Source organism: Chryseobacterium sp. GW821-FHT04C04 (assembly GCF_059420365.1).
Genome location: NZ_JBWKTO010000003.1, coordinates 671,605 through 693,332 on the forward strand (window position 1 = coordinate 671,605; position 21,728 = coordinate 693,332).

The 21,728-nt window shown below is 37.8% G+C and carries 18 protein-coding genes; 9 read left to right on the plus strand and 9 right to left on the minus strand.

The window, feature by feature from the left end; all coding sequences use genetic code 11:
- The 4 genes from AC07UM_RS12965 to AC07UM_RS12980 form a co-directional block, all read right to left on the minus strand.
- Window positions 1–143: class I lanthipeptide (locus tag AC07UM_RS12965; protein ID WP_494685235.1), on the minus strand; the 143-nt coding region annotated here is incomplete at its 3' end.
- A 55-nt stretch (window positions 144–198) separates the two neighbouring features.
- A complete protein-coding gene (locus AC07UM_RS12970) occupies window positions 199–378 on the minus strand; it encodes a class I lanthipeptide (RefSeq protein WP_076595230.1) in 180 nt (59 codons plus the stop codon).
- A gap of 87 nt (window positions 379–465) precedes the next feature.
- Window positions 466–2,862: a TonB-dependent receptor gene (locus AC07UM_RS12975; protein ID WP_494683134.1), complete on the minus strand. Its 2,397-nt coding sequence runs from the start codon at window positions 2,860–2,862 to the stop codon at window positions 466–468.
- A 66-nt stretch (window positions 2,863–2,928) separates the two neighbouring features.
- Window positions 2,929–3,573: a hypothetical protein gene (locus tag AC07UM_RS12980; protein WP_494683133.1), complete on the minus strand. Its 645-nt coding sequence runs from the start codon at window positions 3,571–3,573 to the stop codon at window positions 2,929–2,931.
- 125 nt (window positions 3,574–3,698) lie between these two features.
- On the opposite strand from AC07UM_RS12980, the gene AC07UM_RS12985 reads away from it, so the two are divergent.
- Window positions 3,699–4,457: a response regulator transcription factor gene (locus AC07UM_RS12985; RefSeq protein ID WP_103234627.1), complete on the plus strand. Its 759-nt coding sequence runs from the start codon at window positions 3,699–3,701 to the stop codon at window positions 4,455–4,457.
- An 11-nt stretch (window positions 4,458–4,468) separates the two neighbouring features.
- On the opposite strand, the gene AC07UM_RS12990 is transcribed toward AC07UM_RS12985, so the two are convergent.
- Both AC07UM_RS12990 and AC07UM_RS12995 read right to left on the minus strand, forming a co-directional pair.
- Window positions 4,469–5,215: a ThiF family adenylyltransferase gene (locus tag AC07UM_RS12990; RefSeq protein ID WP_152291196.1), complete on the minus strand. Its 747-nt coding sequence runs from the start codon at window positions 5,213–5,215 to the stop codon at window positions 4,469–4,471.
- A 219-nt stretch (window positions 5,216–5,434) separates the two neighbouring features.
- Window positions 5,435–6,058 carry a helix-turn-helix domain-containing protein gene (locus AC07UM_RS12995; protein ID WP_494683132.1) on the minus strand — a complete coding sequence of 208 codons (624 nt, stop codon included), beginning with the start codon at window positions 6,056–6,058 and terminating at the stop codon, window positions 5,435–5,437.
- A gap of 122 nt (window positions 6,059–6,180) precedes the next feature.
- On the opposite strand from AC07UM_RS12995, the gene AC07UM_RS13000 reads away from it, so the two are divergent.
- From AC07UM_RS13000 to AC07UM_RS13035, 8 genes are all read left to right on the plus strand, one after another.
- On the plus strand, window positions 6,181–6,576 hold the full coding sequence (locus AC07UM_RS13000; protein ID WP_103234624.1) for a type III secretion system chaperone family protein: 396 nt from the start codon (window positions 6,181–6,183) through the stop codon (window positions 6,574–6,576).
- A gap of 19 nt (window positions 6,577–6,595) precedes the next feature.
- The gene (locus AC07UM_RS13005) at window positions 6,596–7,297 is read left to right on the plus strand and encodes a PspA/IM30 family protein (protein ID WP_494683131.1); all 702 of its coding nucleotides are present in this window, start codon (window positions 6,596–6,598) and stop codon (window positions 7,295–7,297) included.
- 3 nt (window positions 7,298–7,300) lie between these two features.
- Entirely contained in the window at window positions 7,301–7,957 is a 657-nt protein-coding gene (locus AC07UM_RS13010; RefSeq protein WP_494683130.1) for a hypothetical protein, read from the plus strand.
- 125 nt (window positions 7,958–8,082) lie between these two features.
- On the plus strand, window positions 8,083–10,104 hold the full coding sequence (locus AC07UM_RS13015) for a flotillin family protein (protein ID WP_494683129.1): 2,022 nt from the start codon (window positions 8,083–8,085) through the stop codon (window positions 10,102–10,104).
- 141 nt (window positions 10,105–10,245) lie between these two features.
- Entirely contained in the window at window positions 10,246–15,045 is a 4,800-nt protein-coding gene (locus tag AC07UM_RS13020) for a DNA repair ATPase (protein ID WP_494683128.1), read from the plus strand.
- Between the two features lie 177 nt (window positions 15,046–15,222).
- Window positions 15,223–15,591 (plus strand): hypothetical protein, encoded by a 369-nt coding sequence (locus AC07UM_RS13025; RefSeq protein WP_494683127.1) that lies wholly within the window; start codon window positions 15,223–15,225, stop codon window positions 15,589–15,591.
- A 39-nt stretch (window positions 15,592–15,630) separates the two neighbouring features.
- Complete coding sequence (locus tag AC07UM_RS13030) at window positions 15,631–17,046, plus strand: aminotransferase-like domain-containing protein (protein ID WP_494683126.1); 1,416 nt, start codon at window positions 15,631–15,633, stop codon at window positions 17,044–17,046.
- 14 nt (window positions 17,047–17,060) lie between these two features.
- Window positions 17,061–17,546 (plus strand): GNAT family N-acetyltransferase, encoded by a 486-nt coding sequence (locus AC07UM_RS13035; RefSeq protein WP_494683125.1) that lies wholly within the window; start codon window positions 17,061–17,063, stop codon window positions 17,544–17,546.
- Window positions 17,547–17,622: 76 nt separating this feature from the next.
- Here the strand turns inward: AC07UM_RS13035 and AC07UM_RS13040 are convergent, their stop codons facing one another.
- From AC07UM_RS13040 to AC07UM_RS13050, 3 genes are all read right to left on the minus strand, one after another.
- Window positions 17,623–19,476, minus strand: a complete 1,854-nt coding sequence (locus AC07UM_RS13040) for an alkaline phosphatase family protein (RefSeq protein WP_494683124.1) — start codon at window positions 19,474–19,476, stop codon at window positions 17,623–17,625.
- 413 nt (window positions 19,477–19,889) lie between these two features.
- The gene (locus AC07UM_RS13045) at window positions 19,890–20,558 is read right to left on the minus strand and encodes an HAD-IA family hydrolase (protein ID WP_494683123.1); all 669 of its coding nucleotides are present in this window, start codon (window positions 20,556–20,558) and stop codon (window positions 19,890–19,892) included.
- Between the two features lie 7 nt (window positions 20,559–20,565).
- Window positions 20,566–21,720 carry a TIGR03364 family FAD-dependent oxidoreductase gene (locus AC07UM_RS13050; protein ID WP_494683122.1) on the minus strand — a complete coding sequence of 385 codons (1,155 nt, stop codon included), beginning with the start codon at window positions 21,718–21,720 and terminating at the stop codon, window positions 20,566–20,568.
- Between the last annotated feature and the right edge of the window lie 8 nt (window positions 21,721–21,728).

Genomic DNA, 21,728 nt, shown 5'->3' on the forward strand with positions numbered 1-21,728 from the left:
CCGCAAGAACACTGTCCGCAAGATTGTGCTGCTGCCTGAAGGCTGTTAACCCCTCCTTTAAGGCTGTTCATTTGCTCTTCTTGTAATTTGCTGATTTGTTCTTTGTTGATTTGTAATCCTTTTGTTAATTTAATTTTGTGCATGATGTTTGATTTTTAAATTGTTATTGTTTATTCTAAATGTGATTGGGGAAGCTTATTATTGAGCTGCTCTCGTTTTTACGATTGTGTTTCCACCGCAAGAACACTGTCCGCAAGATTGTGCTGCTGCCTGAAGGCTGTTAACCCCTCCTTTAAGGCTGTTCATTTGCTCTTCCTGTAATTTGCTGATTTGCTCTTTGTTGATTTGTAATCCTTTTGTTAATTTAATTTTGTGCATGATTTTAAAATTTTAGTATGGTTAGTTCTGGTTATCTTTTCAAGTCATAAAACCTTTATTGGACCCTACTTGCAAGTATATATTTGATTAATTAATTCTGTTTCTTTCGTCCTCGTTTCCGAAGTTTCTCTGTTGTTCAGATTTTAGATTCTTATTTCCGAATCTGTAGCTTAAAGAGACTCTTACCCCTCTTGTGTCACCATAACTGCTGAAGTCTGTTTTTACACCATTCGATTCATAAGTGATCACAGGACGCTGGCCGTTCAAAAGATCCATACCGGTAACGGTAAGTGTCAGTTTCTTGTCCAGTAGCAGGAATTTCATAGAAACATCCAGAATATTCATTGTTGAGATATGAAAGATCTGATAGCGTCCCGGAAGCTGCAGCCCATAATTGGCACTGACGAATATTGTTTTAGACTTATTCAGAGTGAAGTCATTATTCGAATAGAAATAGGCATTATACCCGTCTATCGAGCTGATGAAATCTGTTTTGGACTTTACTTTTTGATAATTGACATTAAACCCTGTAAAGCTGTTCCACCACGACCATTTATTAAAATTGTAATACGTTGAAACCCCGATCTGATAGGTGTTGGCATAATTCAGAGGCGTGCTTCTTGTGATATTGGTATTCTGATCCAGAATGGCAAGATCCTGGCTGAAGTCTGATACCTGAGAATAATATACTGAGGATACCCATTTTTGATTTCTTACATATGAAAACTCAATATTGTCTATTATTGACGGCTTCAGGAACGGGTTCCCTTCCGAATAATAATAAGGACTGGTGCGTACCACAAACGGATTCAGATAATCGAAATTCGGTCTGCGGATTCTTCTGCTATAATTCAGCGAGAAAGAATTTTTATCATTAGGATTATAGGTCACATACGCTGTCGGGAACAATTTGACATAATCATTTTTGTTGGTTTGATTAAGATTGTGTGAATATCCGGTCGTTTGTGTAGCCTCCATCCTCAAACCAGCCTGAGTTTCCCATTTTTCACCCAGTTTTTTGCTTGCAGAAACGTACAACGCTTCATTATGCTCTTTATAATTAAAAATATTAGACTGATCTGTGTTTAAAACAGGTGCTCCGGTTTTATGATCCAAAACGACAAGGTCATTATTGGTATTCGTATACGTGTACTTTCCCCCGAAGGTTAAAGAAGCCCACTTCAACGGCATTTCCACATCCACTTTTCCAGAATAGTTTTCAATACGGTTCACGTTGGTATTCGTGGCTGAGAAAAACTTTCCAGGAAGAATATTTCTTTGAGGATCCAGCTCATTTCCTGCATAAAAGTTGTAATCACTTTTTCTGTAGTGGAAATAGTCAAAATCAGTGGTGATTTTTGTCCCTGCAGAATCTACTTTAAAGGTGTTGTACCAGTTAATAGAATTCATATTGGGCTTATTGTTGGCATCCACATCAGATGTAATGTAGGAGTTCACAGCTCCTGAAGGATTAAACCTTGAGGTGAAAGGACTGTTTGATGAGGTATTTCTGGTAAAACTGCCCAGATATTTTGCACCCGTTGTCCATTTATCAGATATTTTGTAATCAATGCCAAACCCCAGTCCGAGATTGTTCTCTTCAGATTTATTTTTGACATTCAGGATCCATAGTTCATCCGGGTAGTAAATCTTACTGTCAGATGTGGTACGAAGCCTTTGGGAATTGGTATTGGCAGTTATTTGTAATGACAGCCTGTTGCGGTTGTAATTAAATGCTCCCTGAAGGCCGCCTCCTGCATAGGTTTTCTGGGTATAGTTGCCTCCGATATTGGCATTCCAGGAATTGGACATTCCTTTTTTCAATTTGATATTGATCAGCCCACTGTCGCCTTCTGCATCATACTTAGCCGGTGGGGTAGTGATCACTTCAATAGACTGGATATTGTCTGAAGGAATAGATTTTAGTAAGCTTGACAAATCATCCGGGGACATTCTCTGAATACGATCATCAATCATGACCAGAACTTCACCCTTTCCAACGATAGAAACCTTTTCATCCTGAATGCGAACCAGAGGAGTCGTTTTCAAAGCATCCAATGCCGTTCCTCCTGTTGCCGCAACCGAATTTTCTACATTGAAAACCAGACGGTCTATTTTTCTTTCAATCAGTTTTTTCTTTTTTGTCAGACTGATCGCCTGAATTTCCTGGCTTTCTTGCTGACTGTCTTTTATCGTATAGCTTCTTGTAATTTCACCTTCTATATTTTCATTTCCTTCATAAACTTTGCTTCCGTTCAGGAAAAATTCCATTTTATAAGAGTCAGCTTTCGGAAGTTTAATAGAGAAGACCCCGTTTTCATCAGTGATTGTTGAGAATTTATCATTTCCTGCCAACAGGATCACTTCTACATAAGAAATATTTTTTGCCTTTTCATCAGATACTTTACCGGAAATACTCTGAGCATTAAGATGAATGCCCATTCCTAAAAAGGATAATAACGGTATTAAGTATTTCTTTGTCATGTCTTTTATTTTATGTTTCAAATGTAGAATGTTGCGTTTTGAATGTTGCTACACGGAAGTGTAGTTTTAGGCGGTTTGTTTCAATACTACACTTTGGTGTAGGGCGCTCACCTGCTGTGTTGACATCAAATGACAGTTCTTATCAAAGAAGTTTTTCAGCCCATTATAGGTAAGCATTACGGGAATCGTTTCAGATCCCAGATAATGAATAGGTTCAGCCAGTATAACTGCTTCTATTCCCATAAGCTTAAGAACTTTCAGAAGCTTGGCATCACATTCAGCAATGGCAACAGAATTTTCATTCTGGCAAACTTCATTAAGCGCATATGCCATTAACGTTTTGAAAATTCCAAAACCTGTTTTATCAATTCCTTTTTTGATAGCAAATCTTCCAATGTGCCAAATATTGGTTGTTTTATTTTTGATAAAAGAAGATGGATTGATCTGGAAAAGTTTTTCCAACGGAAGGACATCCTTATGATTCCATTTAAAAACTCTTATAGAACCATTAATCTTACCTTCGTGATCTCTGGAGACAAAAACTTTAGACTTTTTAAAATTCTTTTCCTCATGGTATATATCCTCTACTTCAGCCTTAAACTGATCCGTATCAGAATAACTTTCATGATGATTAAAGTTTTCGGTAACAACAAATTCTGCTAATTCGTATAAGTTTTTATTACTTAAAGAATAAAAGTTAAGATGTTCCATATTTTTTTTATCTTTATAGTAAAATTATTACACTGAATAGTGGGATATGCTACACTTTAGTGTAGATTCCTTAAAGTCTACACTAAAGTGTAGTAACCTAAAAACTGTACCTTAAAAACTTAACTATGGAAGAGATTGGTAAATTCTTTTCGAAAAAAAACAGCATTGATGCGATCTCAGAGTCAGAGAATCATCAGACATCTGATTACCTTGAGGTGATTAAAGCCTTTGCCAGGATCACTTATATGAGTTTGTATGTCATCGATTATCAGAAACAAAATTTTGAGTATGTCTCAGATAATCCTTTATTTCTTTGTGATCATACTCCCAAAGAGGTAGAAACAATGGGGTATGCTTTCTATTTTCGGCATGTGAAAAAAGAAGACCTGGATCTGTTGTTTAAAATCAATGAAGTAGGGTTTGAATTCTATGAGAATCTGCCCGTGAATGAGCGAAAATTATATACAATTTCCTATGATTTTCATTTAGTCAATGAAAGTAAAAATACCATTCTTATCAATCACAAGCTCACCCCGCTTTTCTTATCTTCAGAAGGCAAAATGTGGAAGGCGATGTGTATAGTATCACTATCCCATAATCATGCATCCGGAAATATTTCTATTGTAAAACAGGGAACAGATGAGATCTGGAATTATGATCTGAAAGATAACAGATGGATCAAAGAAGAGAAAGTAAAGCTCTCAGAAAGAGAAGCTGAGATACTGAGGTTGTATGCCCAGGGACTTACCATCAATGAAATTGCCGATAAGATCTATGTAACAGGAGATACGGTGAAGTTTCACCGAAGAAAATTATTTGATAAAATGGGCGTAAGTAATATCACAGAAGCATTATCCTATGCAACCAATTATAAGCTGATTTAAATTCCTGTTACTTATTCGGAAATAGCGTTCATATAAAACTGAGGAAAGGTTTTATAAGGCTTTCCTGTGGCTATTTTGAACATTACGTGAGTACACATTCCGGCGACAATCCATGAAGCGATGGCTAATTGAGGAGGAGGAAGATTTTCTTTTTCGTTCTTATAATCGTCAATAATATTTTCAAGCCACTCATTGGGAGTTCTCCAAAAGCGAAGATAACCCGCAATGTATTCTACCATTTTGAGTTCATTAAAATTATCATCAGAAAGAATGTCCAAAGGAAGACCATTAGGCTCCAGAACAGCCACCAAACCTCCCCAGCCAAGATTATAGGGATGCAATACATGCATGTCCTTTTCCTGACATATTCTGTCGAAGACCACAGGGATATTGCTTGAAAAATCCAGTGCATTGATCGCAATATCATGGTTGCCTATAATTTCATGAACATTATCCTGGGTGATAAATTCGCTCCGGTATTGAATGTTGGCATCAGGATTAATGCTTTTCAGACGATGGTACAATGTTTCTGCTTTATAGGAAGAAATATCCTGATGGGTATAGTTTTGCCGGTTCAGATTGGACTGTTCGATGGTGTCGCCATCCACAATGGTGATATTTTCAAAACCAAAGCGTAAGGCACATTCGGCAATATTGCTGCCTATACCACTTCCTGCCAGTAAAATAGAGAAGTTTTTTATTGCGGCTTGCTCTTCTTCCTGTACGTATAACCTGTTTCGAGAATATTTTGTTTCCATTGCTTCTATTTTGAAACAAAAATAGGTTTAAACGTCTTAATTTCGACTACACAACAGTTTAGTTTTAGTTCTGAAAATCAAAATAAAAGTGTGCAAAACATACATTAAATATGGGTTTTGACACAATCGCAATATTTAATTATTCAATAATTGGTGATTAATTTAATGGTAGAAGCCATCTCAGTTATTTTACCATCCAAACACTATTGAATTGATGATTTAATTTTTGAACTTATTTTCAAGATTTTCCAGCCTTTCAAAAATACCCGTGAAAATATTTTTATCAGCAGTAGAAATGTATCCTACAATCTTGTAATATTGCTGATTATCAGTGTTTTTTATTTTTATTTCAGATCCATATTGCAGGCTGCCGTCTTTATATACTAATAGATTGGATAGAGGATTGTTTTTAAGATCTGTCTTATTTAAAAATAAAATATCTCCATAATGGTATTCAGGAAGCAATTGTTTTTCAGGGGTAAACTCGTAGACCAGGTCAACAGATGCTAATATTTTTTGCAATATTGGAGCGTTGGGATTATTGTCTGTTTTTGCCTGTACTTCTTTGCTGTTCTGAATAGCCAATTCCGGGAAAAGCATAAGCTGATCTATGTCAGACACACTTACCAGCTGATTTACCTGTAAAGGCTCCGTCAGTAATTTATCAAGATTAAGGTTAAAATGATGGGCTACCTTTAATATCGTTTCGATCTTGGGTTCGGCACGCCCTTCCTCATAAGAGCTTATGACTCCTCTGTTTAGATCAAACATGTCTGCAAAGGCCTTTTGGCTAAGTCCTTTCACTTGTCTTATTTTCTTAATATTAGTTCCGAAGAAGCTCATCTTTGTCTAATCTTTTTTGCAAAGATAGAGAATCTGAAATAAATAATTGCTAATAATATTTGCATTTTGAGAATTTTATTTTATATTTGTGTAGACGAAAATAAAACACTAAACCAGCCATCATGAGAAATCAAATATTCAGTACGGTCAAAGAGTGGTTGTTAGATTATGAGTTTAACATCACGCTGGAGGATGAAGCTCAGAGAATCTTAATCATTGAAAAAGAATCCAACGGGATAAAAAACATGATCCTTATAATATCAGACTCTATTCTGATTATGGAACAGTTTCTTTTTGAAATCAAAAACCCATCCGAGAAAATATTCCTGAGACTGCTTCAGAAGAACAGAGATATCGTTCACGGAGCATTTGTACTGGACGGAACCGGAAGACGGGTCATTTTCAGAGATACACTTCCTACCGATAATATGGCTCAGAACGAAGTAATGGCCTCTATCAATTCACTGGGAATCCTTGTAGGAGAATTTACAACCGAAATGCTTGAAATGAGTAAGTAATTCACAAAAGATATTTAAAATGAACATTTTTAAAAGATTGTTAACAATAGGAAAAGCAGAGATTCATTCTGTGATCGAGAGCTTTGAAGACCCCATCAATTTAACGGAAGAGGGTATCCGTGAAATGAAAGAACAGCTTGGAAAAAGCATTGAAGCCCTTGCCCAGTTGAAAGCCCTTGCCATACGAAAAAAAAATGAAGCAGAAACAGAAGAACAGATCGCTAAAGATTATTACAATAAAGCCATCGTAATCGTTCAGAAAGCAGAAAAAGGAGAAGTGGAAACTGCAGAAGCAGACCGTCTTGCCAAAGAAGCTTTAAAAAAGCAGACTTCTTCACAGGAAAACGCAAATACGCTTCAGAAAGAACATGAGAAATTGTATAACGAATGCGAAAAGATGCAGGGAAATATCAATCATCTGAAATCGAGCATTGCCAAGTGGGAAAATGAATTGAAAACCCTGAAAGCAAGAGTTCAGGTAAGTGAAGCTACAAAAGATATCAATCAGAAAATGACTCAGATGGATACCGGAAGTACGGTAAGCATGCTGGAAAAACTAAAGGATCGTGTTGTACAGCAGGAAGCTCTGGCAGAAGCCTATTCAGATCTTTCAAAATCAGGAAAAAGCATTGATGAAGAAATAGATGCCATTGTAAACAATCACGATACAAAAGCAGAAGAAGCTTTAAACAGATTAAAAGAAACACTTAAAAAAGGCTAATATATGACCTTTCAGGAATTTTTAAATGTAGCATTTTCTCCGGTGAATACGGTGCTGACCGTCCTTCTTGGACTTTCAGTGGTCTATTGGCTCTTCACCATTCTTACAGGGCTGGATATCGATGTAGGAATTCATTCCGATCTGGATGCTGATGCAGATATAGACGTTCCGCATGGGCATCTTCACGCTCCGGATCATGATCCTTCGGCATGGATGCATTTCCTGAAATTTCTTAATCTGGATATCGTTCCGGTGACGTATTTTCTTACCCTGTCACTGCTGATCACCTGGCTGGGGTCATTTTATCTGAATTATTTTATTCCACTTCCTACATGGGCCGGGATACTGATCCTTTTTCCATTGATGATTGGAGGAATGCTGCTGACCAAAATAATTCTAAAGCCCCTGAATCCCTTTTTTAAAGAAATCAATCATAAAGGCGAACTATCATATGCCTTTTTAGGAAGAGAGGGACGACTAAAATCAAGCATTCAGGATGATAAAATTGGAATGATGGAAGTCTTTATCGGAAGCGACCCCATGACGCTGATGGTGAGAAGTAAAGACGGAAGCAGGCTGGAGCATGGTACCCGCGTCATGATTGTAGATGAGGAACCGGAAAAAAGGCTCTACTATGTACAGCGATCAATGAGATATTAAAATATAAAGACTAATAACCATGTTAACTATTTTTTTGATCATGCTGAACTATATTCTGGAAATCCTTTTCCAGTATATCTAAAACAAAAAACACATCTATATATAAACTATAAACTTATAAAACTATGAACTTACCTTTAATTGCTGGAATTATTGTTGCTGTCGTAGCAACAGTCGGATTGATTTTCTGGATTTTATCGATGTATAAAAAAACCGTTCAGGGAATCGTTATTTTAAGAACTGGCTATGGAGGTACAAAAGTCTTCTTTAATGCCGGTATTGTCATCCCCATCATTCACCGTATGGAATCTATTGATATTTCAGTAAAAAAACTGGAGATATCAAGAGAAGGAAGAGCGGGACTGATCTGTAAGGACAATATGAGAGCAGACATTCAGGTGGCTTTCTTTATCCGGGTCAACAAATCTGTAGATGATATTGTGAATGTTGGTCAAACAATTGGTTGTCAGCGTGCTTCAGATGCCCAGACCCTGAGAGAGCTTTTTGAAGCAAAATTTTCAGAAGCCCTTAAAACCGTAGGAAAGAAATTTGATTTTACCGAATTATACGAAGCCAGAAGCGAATTCCGTCAGGAAATTCTTGATATCATAGGAACAGATCTTAACGGATATGTACTGGACGACTGTGCTATAGACTACCTTGAACAGACTTCTATTGATAAGCTGGATAAAGATAATATCCTTGATTCTGAAGGGATAAAGAAAATAACAGAACTTACAGCAACCCAGAATATCAAAGCCAATCAGGTTCGCCGTGATGAGGAAAAAACCATTACCAAGCAGAATGTAGAAGCCCGTGAAGCGATTTTGGAACTGGAAAAACAATTGGCAGAAAAAGAAGAATCTCAAAAAAGAGAAGTAGCCAATATCAAATCCCGTGAAAATGCGGAAATCTTAAAAGTAGGAGAAGAAGAACGTCTGAGATATGAAACCGTACGCATTGCAACTGAAGAAAAACTGCAGATTGCAGAAGAAAATAAACTTCGCCAGGTAGTTATTGCTGCTAAAAATAAAGAACGCGCAGACCTTGTAGAAACAGAAAGAGTATTAAAAGACAAAGCGCTTGAAGCGACCGAAAGAGAGAGGGTTGTTTCTCTTGCTCAGATTGAAAAAGAGAAAGCGATAGAACTGGAGAAGAAAAGCATTCAGGATGCCATCCGTGAGCGTTTGACAATGGAAAAAACGGTAGTTGAAGAGCAGCAGGGAATCAAAGATCTTGAAGCTTTCAAAACGGCAGAAAGAAATAAGCAGGTAGAAATTACCATTGCCACTCAGGAAGCCGAGAAAAAGCTGATTGAAGAAACCAGAGCTGCAGAATCCCGTAGATTGGCAGCAGAAAAAGATGCACAGAAATACGTCATCGAAGCGCAGGCAAAAAGAGATGCTGCAGAAAAAGAAGCGGAAGCTCGTAAAATCATCGCAGATGCCAAAGCAAAAGAAGAAGCGACAGTAGGGTTGTCAGAAGCTCAGGTACTGCATGCTAAAGCTGATGCTGCAGAAAGACAAGGGATTGTGGAAGCAATTGTTATTGAGAAAAAAGCAGATGCTAATAAAAAAGAAGGAATTGCACAGGCAGAAGTGATCAAAGAAAAAGCATTGGCAGAAGCAGCAGGAATCACTGAAAAAGCAGAAGCGATGAAGAAACTGAACGATGCCGGAAAAGACCACGAAGAATTCCGTCTTCAGCTGGCAAAAGAAAAAGATGTGGAATTGGCACAAATTGCGATCCAGAAAGATATTGCAGAAGCTCAGTCTATGGTACTTGCGGAGGCCTTCAAATCTGCAAAAATTGATATTGTAGGAGGAGACAATACCTTCTTTGATAACGTGATCCGTCAGGTTTCAGCAGGAAAAGGACTGGACAAGTTTATCAGCCACAGCGAAAATGCACAGATTGTAAAAGAAAGTCTTCTGGGTGATGGAGAAAACATCATTGCAAAAGTGATGGGAATGGTAGATAAATACAAGATTTCTTCAGAAGATATCAAAAACATGAGCATCGCTTCTCTGATCTTTAAGCTGAACGGAGTTGCCAGCCAACAGGAAAAAGGAATTCTGGAAAGAGCTCTTGATATGGCTAAACACCTGGGTGTGGAAAACAAACCGGTGAATAATAACCATGTCTAATTCAACAATACTTTAGGAATACTTAAACCTTATAGGTTTTCAAAACCTATAAGGTTTCAATAAGATGAAATTTCCACAGTATCATAAGTTTTTACAAGGATCTGCTGTCCATCAGCAGTCATGACAACCTAAATACAAACGATGTCAGAACAACTTAATTCCGGAACTTACGAAATCATTCAAAACCGTCTGAATGAGCAGAAAAATAACCTGATTCATCGGCTTCAGAAGCTCAACGAGAACCGTAAAAATATATTTGGAGGCGTAGATTTTTCTCTTATTGCCAACGAGAGAATTTCGACAGATCACACCTGTATTGCAAAAGATATCTATTCTTTGGGCGATCAGTTGATATTTGGTTCCAATGCACACCTTGGGCTTCAGACAGAAATCAACATTTCGGATGTTTTTTCAATCTATAAAATTAATAACAATCGTTTTGAACCTCAGGACTATACCTTAATCAATGATGAGGTGTTTATTGACGAGTTCAAAAACCTTTACAAATATTATAGAAATACATTCTTTGCCAGATTCGCCTTTACAGAAAATTATCTGTATATGGTTTTTCAACTGTCAGAAAGTACGACGGATATCAAAGCTTTTAAATGGCTTATCAAAGAAAATAAGCTTATTTACATCAACTCCAGGAGTGCTTCAGAAACATCCTATCCTCTTCAGCACGGTTTTGTATGGACAAAGGCAACAAGAGATATGCAGCGGTCGGGAAAATATCCGCATATTTCATTAGCAGATAAAGTTTTCGTAGAAAGTATAGGTGGTGATATTACCATCAAAGTAGAAGACAATACAGATACGGGAAAAGGCATTTATTCCGAGGATGTACTCCATAAAGACCAGAACCTGGATGATGCGGAGATCCATTTCTGCGATCTGGATAATCTTGTTTTGTTTAAAATAAAGCCTTATCAGGAAACAGAACGTTACTTCATTTATAACCACAAAGAAAAAAAGGTTTCCAGAGCAGATGCTCTGAGATATTCAGGACTTTTGCTTCCGGAAAATCAAGGGGTATTATTTTCCAACGGATATGCCCTTCAGACCGGAGGATTAAAAGTTATTTCTCAGGACGAGAACAGGCTTTACTATCTGAAAACCGTTATAGAGCCCAACGGTGAGAATTTTTTATATGTTTTCTATGATGATAAAACCAACAATTATCAGCTGATTTCCTATAATATCATCACCCAGACTATAGAAACACCCATTAGATGCAGTGGGTTTACCTTTCTTAATGACGGAAAGCTGATCTATCTCAGAGAAAGTATTGAAACAACCAAGCACCATCTGGCTCAGATCTGGCAGACCCCATTTTCCAAAGAACTGGCTCCCAATATTGAAAAAGCAGACAGCTTATTATACAAAATCGGAAATAAAGATATAGTCCGGGTAATGGCAGAAAGCCAGGAGCTGATCACGCTTCTCAATAAAAAAGATTCATACAGCGGTCTTTATGATGATATTGTGAAACTTTCCACTTTTATTCTGGATACGTATTATTTCCTGAATGAAGATGAAGTTCAGAAACTGGACGTCCCATTGAAAGAGATCAGAGGGATTGCCCATTCCGCAATCAATGAATACGAAAAAGTAGTAGAGCAGAAGAAGAACACAGAAGAAGCTTTAGAAAAAATAAAACACGCCTGTGAAAAAATCCTGGACGATACTAAAAGGCTTCACTATTCACAGCTGACAGAATACATTGATGCTCTTTCGCAGATCAGAGCGTTAAGAGGAGATGTTGCAGGAGCAGGAGAACTTAAATATGCGGATACCGCTTTGCTGGATTCACTGGATAAATCCCTTGCAGACCGTTATACGGAACTTTCAAATGCCTGTGTGGATTTTCTTTTGCAGGAAGGCGCATTGCTGCCTTATGAAGAAAAAGCTCAAAAGATCTCAGAAGATATCATTGCACTGCAGAAAGCAATTGATGCAAAAACAATTGAAGAAAATATCAATCTACTTTCCAGCCAGCTTGAATTACTGGTAGATATTGTCAATAATCTTAAAATAGAAGACACCTCTCAATCTACTCAGATCATAGAAAACATATCGCTGATCTTTGCAAGACTGAATCAGGAAAGGCTGGAACTCAGCAAAAGAAAAAGAGAGATTTCAGGAAAAGAACTGGCTTCAGATTTCCAGGCTCAGATTACCTTATTTGACCAGTCTGTGATCAATTTTCTCGAGCTTTCCCAAACACCTGAGAAATGTGATGATCATCTTACCAAACTTTCTATTCAGCTGGAAGAGATGGAGACGAAATTTATCGACTTTGAAGAATTTATCCGGCAGATAGAAAACAAAAGAGAAGAAGTCTACGGACATTTCCAGAACAAAAGAGTACAGCTTACCGAATCAAGAAATAAAAGGACTCAGAACCTGTTCGATGCTGCACAGAGAATTCTGAAATCAGTACAGACCAAAGCAGAATCTTTAGACTCTGAAAATGAGATCAATGGTTATTTTGCTGCAGATCTGATGGTTGAAAAGGTAAGAGATCTTTCAAGACAGCTCGCAGAATTGGAAGATTCGGCAAAATCGGAAGAGATTCAGACCCTTTTGAAAACTTCTCAGCAGGAAGCTGTAAGAAAGCTTAAAGATAAAAAAGAGATCTATACAGATGGTGAAAGCATCATCACATTAGGAGACTATAAATTTGCGGTTAATCAGCAGAAACTGGATCTTACCCTGGTTTTGAGAAATGCTCAATATTACTACCACCTTACCGGAACAAGCTTTTATGAACCCCTGAGCTTTACAACAGAGGAATTCAAAGACGTTTGGAATCAGGAATTTGTTTCTGAAAATAATAAGGTAAAAAGATTTGAATATCTTGCCTGGAATGTATTTTCTGCCCATAAAGAAGTGGCTTTGGAGCAGGAAAACGAACAGGCTGTACAACAATTTACTGCTGTACATTTCGGAGAAGGTTTGGTAAAAGGAATTCATGATAAAGATGCGCAAAGCATTGTGATGAAGCTTCAGCAGATACACAATGAGCTGGGACTGATGAGGTTCACGGCACAGGAGAGGGCATTGGCACAGCTTTTCTGGTTTTTTCTGGAAAATGAAAGAAAAGAATATTATGCTAAACAGTTTGAAGCGGCATCCATTATTGCCCAATCATTTACTGTAAAACAGGGATTTGAGTACTTAAGCAGAGAATTGTCACAGGAAATGATTGCTTTTGCATCATCTCATAACATTTTTGCAGATACAGATTATATCAACGCTGCCGAATATCTGAAACAAGAAGACAAAAACAACTTCCTGATCTCAGAAAAAGCAGGTGCTTTATATGAATTATTCTTGAAGGAGCTGAAAGAAAAAGGCAGAGATCTTGAGTTTATTGCGCAGTTACAGGCTATGCATCAGTATCCTTCAGCATGTTATTATATTGCTGAAAGCGCATTACAGGCCTTTGATTCCGAAGCGGATCAAAATATCATAAAGGAGGCTGCGGCATTTATTATTACTCAAAAGTTTGATCCCAAAAATATCAAAAATATCTCTTTTGAAGTAGCCATAAAAGAACTGAGATCTCTTGAAAAGGATACAGAATATCATCTTAACTATTTTGAGTTTGTATCCCGCCTGAACCATTTTAATACAGTTACGGTTCCAAAGTATAAAAAATTACAGGAATTAAAATACAACTGGGTAAGCGAAAAGAAAAAAGCACTCAAAATAGATACTTTTAAGACTCAGGTATTAAGCTCATTCGTGAGAAACAAACTGATCAATGATGTCTATTTTCCTTTGATTGGAGCGAATCTGGCCAAGCAATTAGGAACAGCAGGTTCAGACAAAAGAACAGACAGAATGGGAATGCTTCTTCTTGTATCTCCACCGGGATATGGAAAAACAACCCTGATGGAATATATGGCGGAGCGCATGGGGTTGGTATTTATGAAAATAAATGGACCGTCTTTGGGATATGATATTGTATCCACAGATCCTGCAGAAGCCAAAAATGCAGGAGCAAGACAGGAGCTTGAAAAGCTGAACCTTGCGCTGGAAATGGGTGATAATGTCATGTTATACCTTGATGATATCCAGCACTGTAACCCTGAGTTTTTACAGAAATTCATCTCCCTTGCTGATGGGCAGAGAAAAATTGAAGGGATCTATAATGGGGAAAGTAAAACATACGACCTTCGATCCAAGCGATTCTGTCTGGTAATGGCAGGAAATCCATATACCGAGAATGGAGAGAAATTTAAAATCCCGGATATGCTTGCCAACCGTTCAGATACGTACAACCTGGGAGAAATATCAGGATCAAAAACAACTCTTTTTGATCTGAGCCTTATTGAAAATGCCCTGATGTCTAATGAATATCTGACCCGATTGACCCACCCGGGAATAGAGAATCTTTATGAATTGTATGACTGTGTGATGACCAATAATCCGGCGGATAACCTGAAAGGAAACTTCAGTTCAAATGAAATCGCTGATTTTAGAGCAGTATTGCACAATACCATCATGGTAAGGAATATGGTTTTAAAAATCAATAAAGAATATATTGCATCGGCCGCTATGTCAGATGATTATAGAAATGAACCTCCATTCAAACTGCAGGGATCTTATCGTAATATGAATAAGCTTATTGCACAGATCCAGCCAATTCTGAAAACGAATGAAGTCATTCAGATTGTATTGAATCATTATCAGAACGAATCTCAGACTCTGACGACAGGAGCAGAATCTAATATGCTGAAATTGAAAGAGCTGATTGGTGTTATTTCAGAAGAAGAAATGGGGCGTTGGGAGGAAATCAAAAAGACTTTTGTAAAAAATAAAACCTTAAAAGGCTTAGGAGAAAATGACAGGATGTCACAGGTTGTGGCACTGCTGGCCCAGTTTGGAGATGGGCTGGAAGGGATCAAAGAAGTCTTAAAAAAAACAGAATAATAACCATGAAACTTTAAATAGTATCAAACAGGTTGCCTGGAACAGAGGTAACCTGTTTTTTTATTCTTATTTCTCCCGCATATCAACCTATACAATCTGTATCCATAATATTATATACTTCTGTATCTGTATCCAAAATTAAATACTCCATAATTTTGTTTAGCTAAAGAAGAAAATATGGAAACCATCGTTCAACATCAGAAACAATTCCAATATGCTGAAGCTTATATATCAGATATGTGGGCGCTGAAAAATATTTTTCTGGGGACACAGAATTTGAAGAAAGCAGATCAGAATTTCGGACTTCCTTTTCTTTTGGCTAAAAATGGAAATGAAGTAGTTGCTTTTGCCAGTCTTATCATGAATGAAAAGGGGGAAATCTCTTTTAAAATTTATGATAAACACAGAATGACAGAAGCAGAAATGGAGAACTTTTTTTCCTGTGCTGAAAGATATTGTAAAAAGAATAATACTCCCAATTTCAGAGATCCGGAACAATTGAAAAGCAGTATCAATCAAATGATCAGCTGGCTGAATCTTGAATAAAGCCCGTATAAAATTGTACATTTACTTAAAACCGTATTCATGCCGAAAGACGTTCTATACCTTAAAATAGCCAACTCTGTCACAGAGCAGATCAAAAGCGAAACCCTGCAGTTTGGAGACAGACTGCCTTCGCTGAGAAGTGCCCAGAAATTGTATAACGTAAGCCTGAATACGATAAAGCAGGCTTATATGGAACTGGAAAGCCGTTCCCTGGTAGAATCACGCCCTAAATATGGATATTATGTAAGCCAGACTTCCCAGCGAAAGCTGGCACTGCCTTCCGTTACCCAGATGAAGGTTTCGGAAAGTAAGAACACACCGCAGGATTTAATAGATAAGGTATTTGGAAGCATCGGAGGAACAGATGTTACGCAGTTTGCCTTAGGTATTCCCGGAAAAAGCCTTCTTCCGGTTGCCAAGATGAAGAAATGTATGATTGACGTGATGAAAAGGAAAAGTGACAGCGGAACCAATTACGAACCCGTACAGGGAAGCGAAGTGCTGCGCCGGGAAATTGCCAAATGGTCGATGGTCATGGAAGGGAAAATTACAGAAGATGATCTGGTCATTACTTCCGGTGCGATGAATGCTGTTTATAACTGTTTAATGGCAGTCACGCAGCCCGGAGACTCAGTAGCAGTAGAAAGTCCCGTGTATTTCGGAATTCTTCAGGCGATCCAGTTATTAGGATTGAAAGCGGTGGAAATTCCTACTCATCCAATTACAGGAGTAGATTTGGATGCCTTGAAAAAGGTGCTTCCAAAGCTTTCTGCGTGTTGTTTTGTGGTGAACTATAATAATCCACTGGGATTTCAGATGCCTGATGACAACAAAAAAGAGCTGGTAAAAATGCTTACTGAGCACAATGTTCCTTTGGTTGAAGATGATGTCTACGGAAATATTTATTTCGGGGCAGGAAGACCAAAACCGTGTAAATTTTATGATGAAGCAGGAATTGTAATGTGGGTAGGCTCTGTTTCCAAAACATTAGCACCGGGTTTTAGAGTCGGATGGGTGGCTCCCGGAAAGTTTAAAGAGAAAATTATCCGCCAGAAACTGGTTCAGACGGTAAGCGGACCTTCTTTGTTTTCAGATGTGATTGCAGATTTCCTTGCGCATGGGCGCTATGATCATCATTTGATGATGTTCAGGAAAAAGCTGTATGCTAATTATCTGCAGATTCAGAAGTCGGTGACTCAGTATTTTCCGGATAATACCAAAATTTCAGAACCCAAAGGAGGTTTTATGCTTTGGCTGGAACTGGATAAGAGAATCTGTACAGAAGATCTTTATGATAAAGCTGTCAGTCAGAAGGTAAATTTTGCCCCTGGAAGAATGTTTTCACAATATAATCAGTATCAGAACTGTATGCGGTTGAATTACGCCCTGGAATGGACCGACCGTGTAGAAAGTGATCTGGAAAAATTGGGAAAAATGATTAAAAATAGAATTTAATACCATTTAAAGAGATGAATGATATGAATAATGAAGTGACCATAATAAGGTATCAACCTGAATATAAAGAAGCTTTCAAAGTTTTGAATGAAGAATGGATCAAAACGTTCTTTGTGATGGAAGCCAGTGATTATAAGCTGTTGGATCATCCTGAAGAGGAAATTTTAGATAAAGGAGGATATATTTCTTTTGCTTTGCTGAACGGAGAAGCAGTAGGAACCTGTGCACTATTGAAGGCGAAAGATGAACCTCTTACTTTTGAGCTGTCCAAGATGGCAGTAAGCCCTAAAGCTCAGGGTAAAAAAATAGGATATTTACTGGGAATGACATTGATCGATCTGGCGAAGAAACTGAATGCTGAAAAAGTAGTCCTGGAAACCAACTCAGTACTGGTTCCGGCCATAAAGCTTTATGAAAAACTAGGTTTTGTACATGTGCCTATTGTAGATGCCGGCTATGACCGTGTAGATGTGCAAATGGAACTGATTCTGAATAGATAACAAAAAAAAATATTAGAACTCGGATAAGAATATCCTTGTTCTAATATCAAAATTTAAATCTAATTGCTTTACTGTTTTATTTCTTGATAAAAGTCTTGGTCAGTGACTTTTTGCTTCCGTTGATTTTAATGAAATATACGCCTGCCGGAATATTTCCAATATTAATTTTCTCATCGTAATATCCTCTCGAAGACTGTAAACGGGTTGTAGAAACAAGAGCACCTTTACTATCAATGATTTCTGCTTTAATTTCTTTATCATCAGACTTATACTGGATTCCGATGAATGTTGAAACAGGATTGGGGTATACCTTAAACTCATCAGTTGTTGCCTTCGTTTCTTTTGTTGTCAGAACCTCGTTGATACAAGCAGGAATTCTGTTGATTCCGTCAATTCTCCATGAAGATGGTACCGGAATACAAAGCCAGTTCAATACCGTAGGGAAGTGGTCGGTTTCTCTTGTTGTTGAAGTATAATCGTAAATTTTAAAATTGTTGACTGTATTGGCATTATATATTGGAGAACCTGTCACCGTCATGTTATTACCATTTGGACTTGAATCTGTCAACGTATTTCCTGAGGTTTCATTACATTTCCAATTGCCCAATAACTGAGAATAATAAGGATGTGAAGGGGTAATATCCTGGCTAGCCCAGTTCACAATGACATCATTGGGAAGAGCAGATTTCCATACTCTTACATCTTTATAAGACGCGGCAAGATTGATCCCGTAGGTATTGGTTCCATCCTGATTTAAGGTGAAAGGAAGCCCGGAATCAATATTTCCAATGGTATTCATTTTAGCAAAAGTCACAGGAACACCATCTTCGTAAAGGGTTACAAGACCATCTCTGTCAAAGCTGGCAGCAATATGTTTCCACTTATTGGTTTCCACTTTTCCGCCAACAAGATCAATTCTGTTGGTACCATCACCAATATTCATCTTGAAAGTCTGCCCGGAATATCCTGAGAAAATAATCCCTTTATTTTTTCCGTTTGCCCAGTTTTTATTGCCGATCATCACCGGATCACTGGAATAGGCTGCATTAGGTTTTACCCAAAATTCGATCGTAAAATCCTGATTCGTTCCAAAATTAAAAGGAGTCTGGTTAGCCGGTTTTGCATAAGTTCCCGCCGGGAAATTCAACTGATTAAACGTTTTGTTAGATTCCAGAACGGTTTTGCTGATCTGCTGTGGCGTAAATCCCGGATTGGAATACACCGTAAAAATATTTCTTTCTGAAAGATTTCCTCCCCCGTGAGAACTTTCAATGGCTCCGTGATCTGTAGTCAGTACTACCAGCCAGTCTTCATTATTATAGGAAGGTCTGTTTTTCATAGCAGCCACAATTTCTCCTATATAAGTATCGGTTGTCTGAATAGAAGATACGTATTGTGGAACACTTGAAGCAAAACCATAAGAATGTCCTGCATGGTCTACATCATCAAAATCTACGAATAGAATATCAGGATTGTCATTCTGCAAAGCTGTTACTGCTGCATTTTTCACGGCAAGATCTGTTGCCAGATTCGTCTTTACATCTGCATTCTGTACAATTTTATCATTGATGGGTGCCCAGTGAGCAAGAGAAATCGTTTTCAGACTGGGGTTGAAGGTTTCTGCTCTTGTTAAAAAGTCAGGATAATTGACATAGTTCGGATTGGTAAAATTATTGTCCTGAACATTGTGTTTGGTATGCCATACGCCTGTAAGCATCGTGCTCCATCCGTTGCCGCTCCAGGTAGTGGAAGCGCAAAGCCCGTCAATAGAATAGATCGACTGACTGATGAGGTTTTGGATGTTAGGAGTAGGGGTAGACATCATTACATCTGCACGGCATCCGTCAATACCAATAAAAAGAACTTTTTTGGTCTGAGCTCCAAGGAAACAGCTCATTACAACAGCCATTGAGAATAGTTTTGTTTTCATGGGAAAAAAGGGTTTTTAAATCTTAAAAGTTTACAAATAGTAATTTATTTTTAAATATTGTAAAATTAGTTTACTATTTGTAAACACATGTGAACTGAAAATTAATTTATTAATAATTAAAAAGCTTACGAGAAAAGCTTGAATGCTAACCCCAAAAGGCACAAAAGAAAAATGGCTTTATTTATTTTAGATGACCGGCTTTATGAATATAAAGTTCACAAAAATATTCTAAAATCGCCGGCTTTGACAAATATTCAATCGAACATACGATATTCCCATCTTTTGGAGGGGTGGCGAAAATTCAAAGAATTTTTGACGGGGGTGATTAAAAAAACACAAACATTTTCAATAGAAGTATCCATGAAAACATTTGTGCCAAGAAGTATTAAAAAAATAGGTTGAAAAAGAGGAGGCTAAAGAATACCCTCAGCCTCCGAAATGGTATTCAGAATATAATCAGGCGACGCTTTTTGCAGCTCTTCTCTGCTTTGAGCCCCCGAAAGCACAGCAACCGTTAGTCCGCAGCCTGCATTTTTACCTTCTTCGATATCAATCACAGAATCTCCTGCCTTTAAAACCTTATTGGCTTCAGTAATATTGAATTTCTTCATCGCAAGAAGAATCATTTCAGGGCTGGGACGGCTTTCTGAAACATCATCTGCGGTAATCAAAGCATCAAAATGGATACTTTCTTTCCAGTTAAGCTTGTTCAAAAGCTGATGAGCAATCTCCGAAGTATACCCTGTATTCAAAACGATTTTTTTGTTTTGAGATTTCATAATTAGAAGGAAATCCTCAGTTCCGTTAATCGGTTTTACTTCAAGTTTTTTATAGGACTCCTTTAGCTGGTCAGAAAAATTCTCAAAAATAGCAGGGGCATCCTCCTGATTGCCATTGATTTCCTTTAAGAGACTTGTAATGGCTTCCAGTTTTTCCATTCCGGCACAGCTGGATAATACTTTTTCCAGACTTACCACATAGCCATAATCGTTCACAGCATTCGTAAGCGTTTTGTATACTACATTATCCTCATCAATTGTTGTTCCGGCCATATCCAGAACCAGTAATTCTATATTTTTCATTTCAATTTTATGCGTAAATTTTTTCAATATTAAATTTGGAGAAGCCTCCGCTTCCCGTCATTCCTTTTCCACCGATACCCGTTACAATATGAATGTTGGCAGATGGGCTGTGCTCAAAAATATCTTTTGTTTTGCACTGGGAGTAGATTCCGAACCATCTTCTCTGGATTTCATACGTGGGTAGATCAATAATTTTTTTAGCCTCATGAATCATAAACTCATCAATCTCCATATTGAGATCATATCCAAGATCATCAGCATTTTTAGCATCAGCATATTCATGAGAATCGCCTATGATGACAGAACCGTCCAGAGCTTGCTTGAATAAAATATGAACTCCATATTTCTTTTCAAATGAGTTCGGGTCTTCTAATACCTTGATTTTCTGGAAAGAAGGGCATTCGCTGAATGATTCATATCGTCTTACAGAAAGCCCTGTAAGAATATTTCCCTGAAGTGAATAGATTCCCTGCGGTTTGGTCTGAAGCATCTGAAGTTTGCTTACTTCCAGGTCGCTGTCATTGAATACTTTAGGATATAAAGTTTTGAATTCGTGTCCACCGCAGATCATGATTTTAGATGCATTAAACTCCGTTCCGTCTGCGGTTACTGCCGTGCATTTCTGATCATCCTCATGGGTTTCCAGTACTGTTGTATTGTAGAAAATCTGTAATCCCATTTTTTCCTGAAGCAGCTTATGAAGCTTTACAATCATATCTGCAGAATCTACAGAAAGTTCCTGTGGGAAAAACAGACCTCCTTTGCAGTAATCCGAACGAAGACCGTCAAACTTCTTGATGCAGTCGTTTTTTGATAGTAAAACAGATTCATAATCATTGTTTCTGTTGATCTCATAAAGCTCTTCAATCAACTGAAGCTCTTCATCATTTGAAGCGATATATACAGATCCGTTTTGCCTGATGGTAAGATCTGCGTGATCGTGAAGTTCGTTATATATTGCCAGACTTTCTCTTCCGAAATTCTGCCATTTAAGATCCATTCCGGAGGGTACCACCTGCCCGAAATTTCTTACCGTAGCTCCCTGAGGAACAGAATTTCTTTCCAGTAAGGCGACCTTAAGATTTTTCTTCAGCGCATGATAAGCGTGGAATGTTCCTAAAATTCCACCTCCTACAACGAGTAAATCAAATTTTGTTGTCATTGTATTAT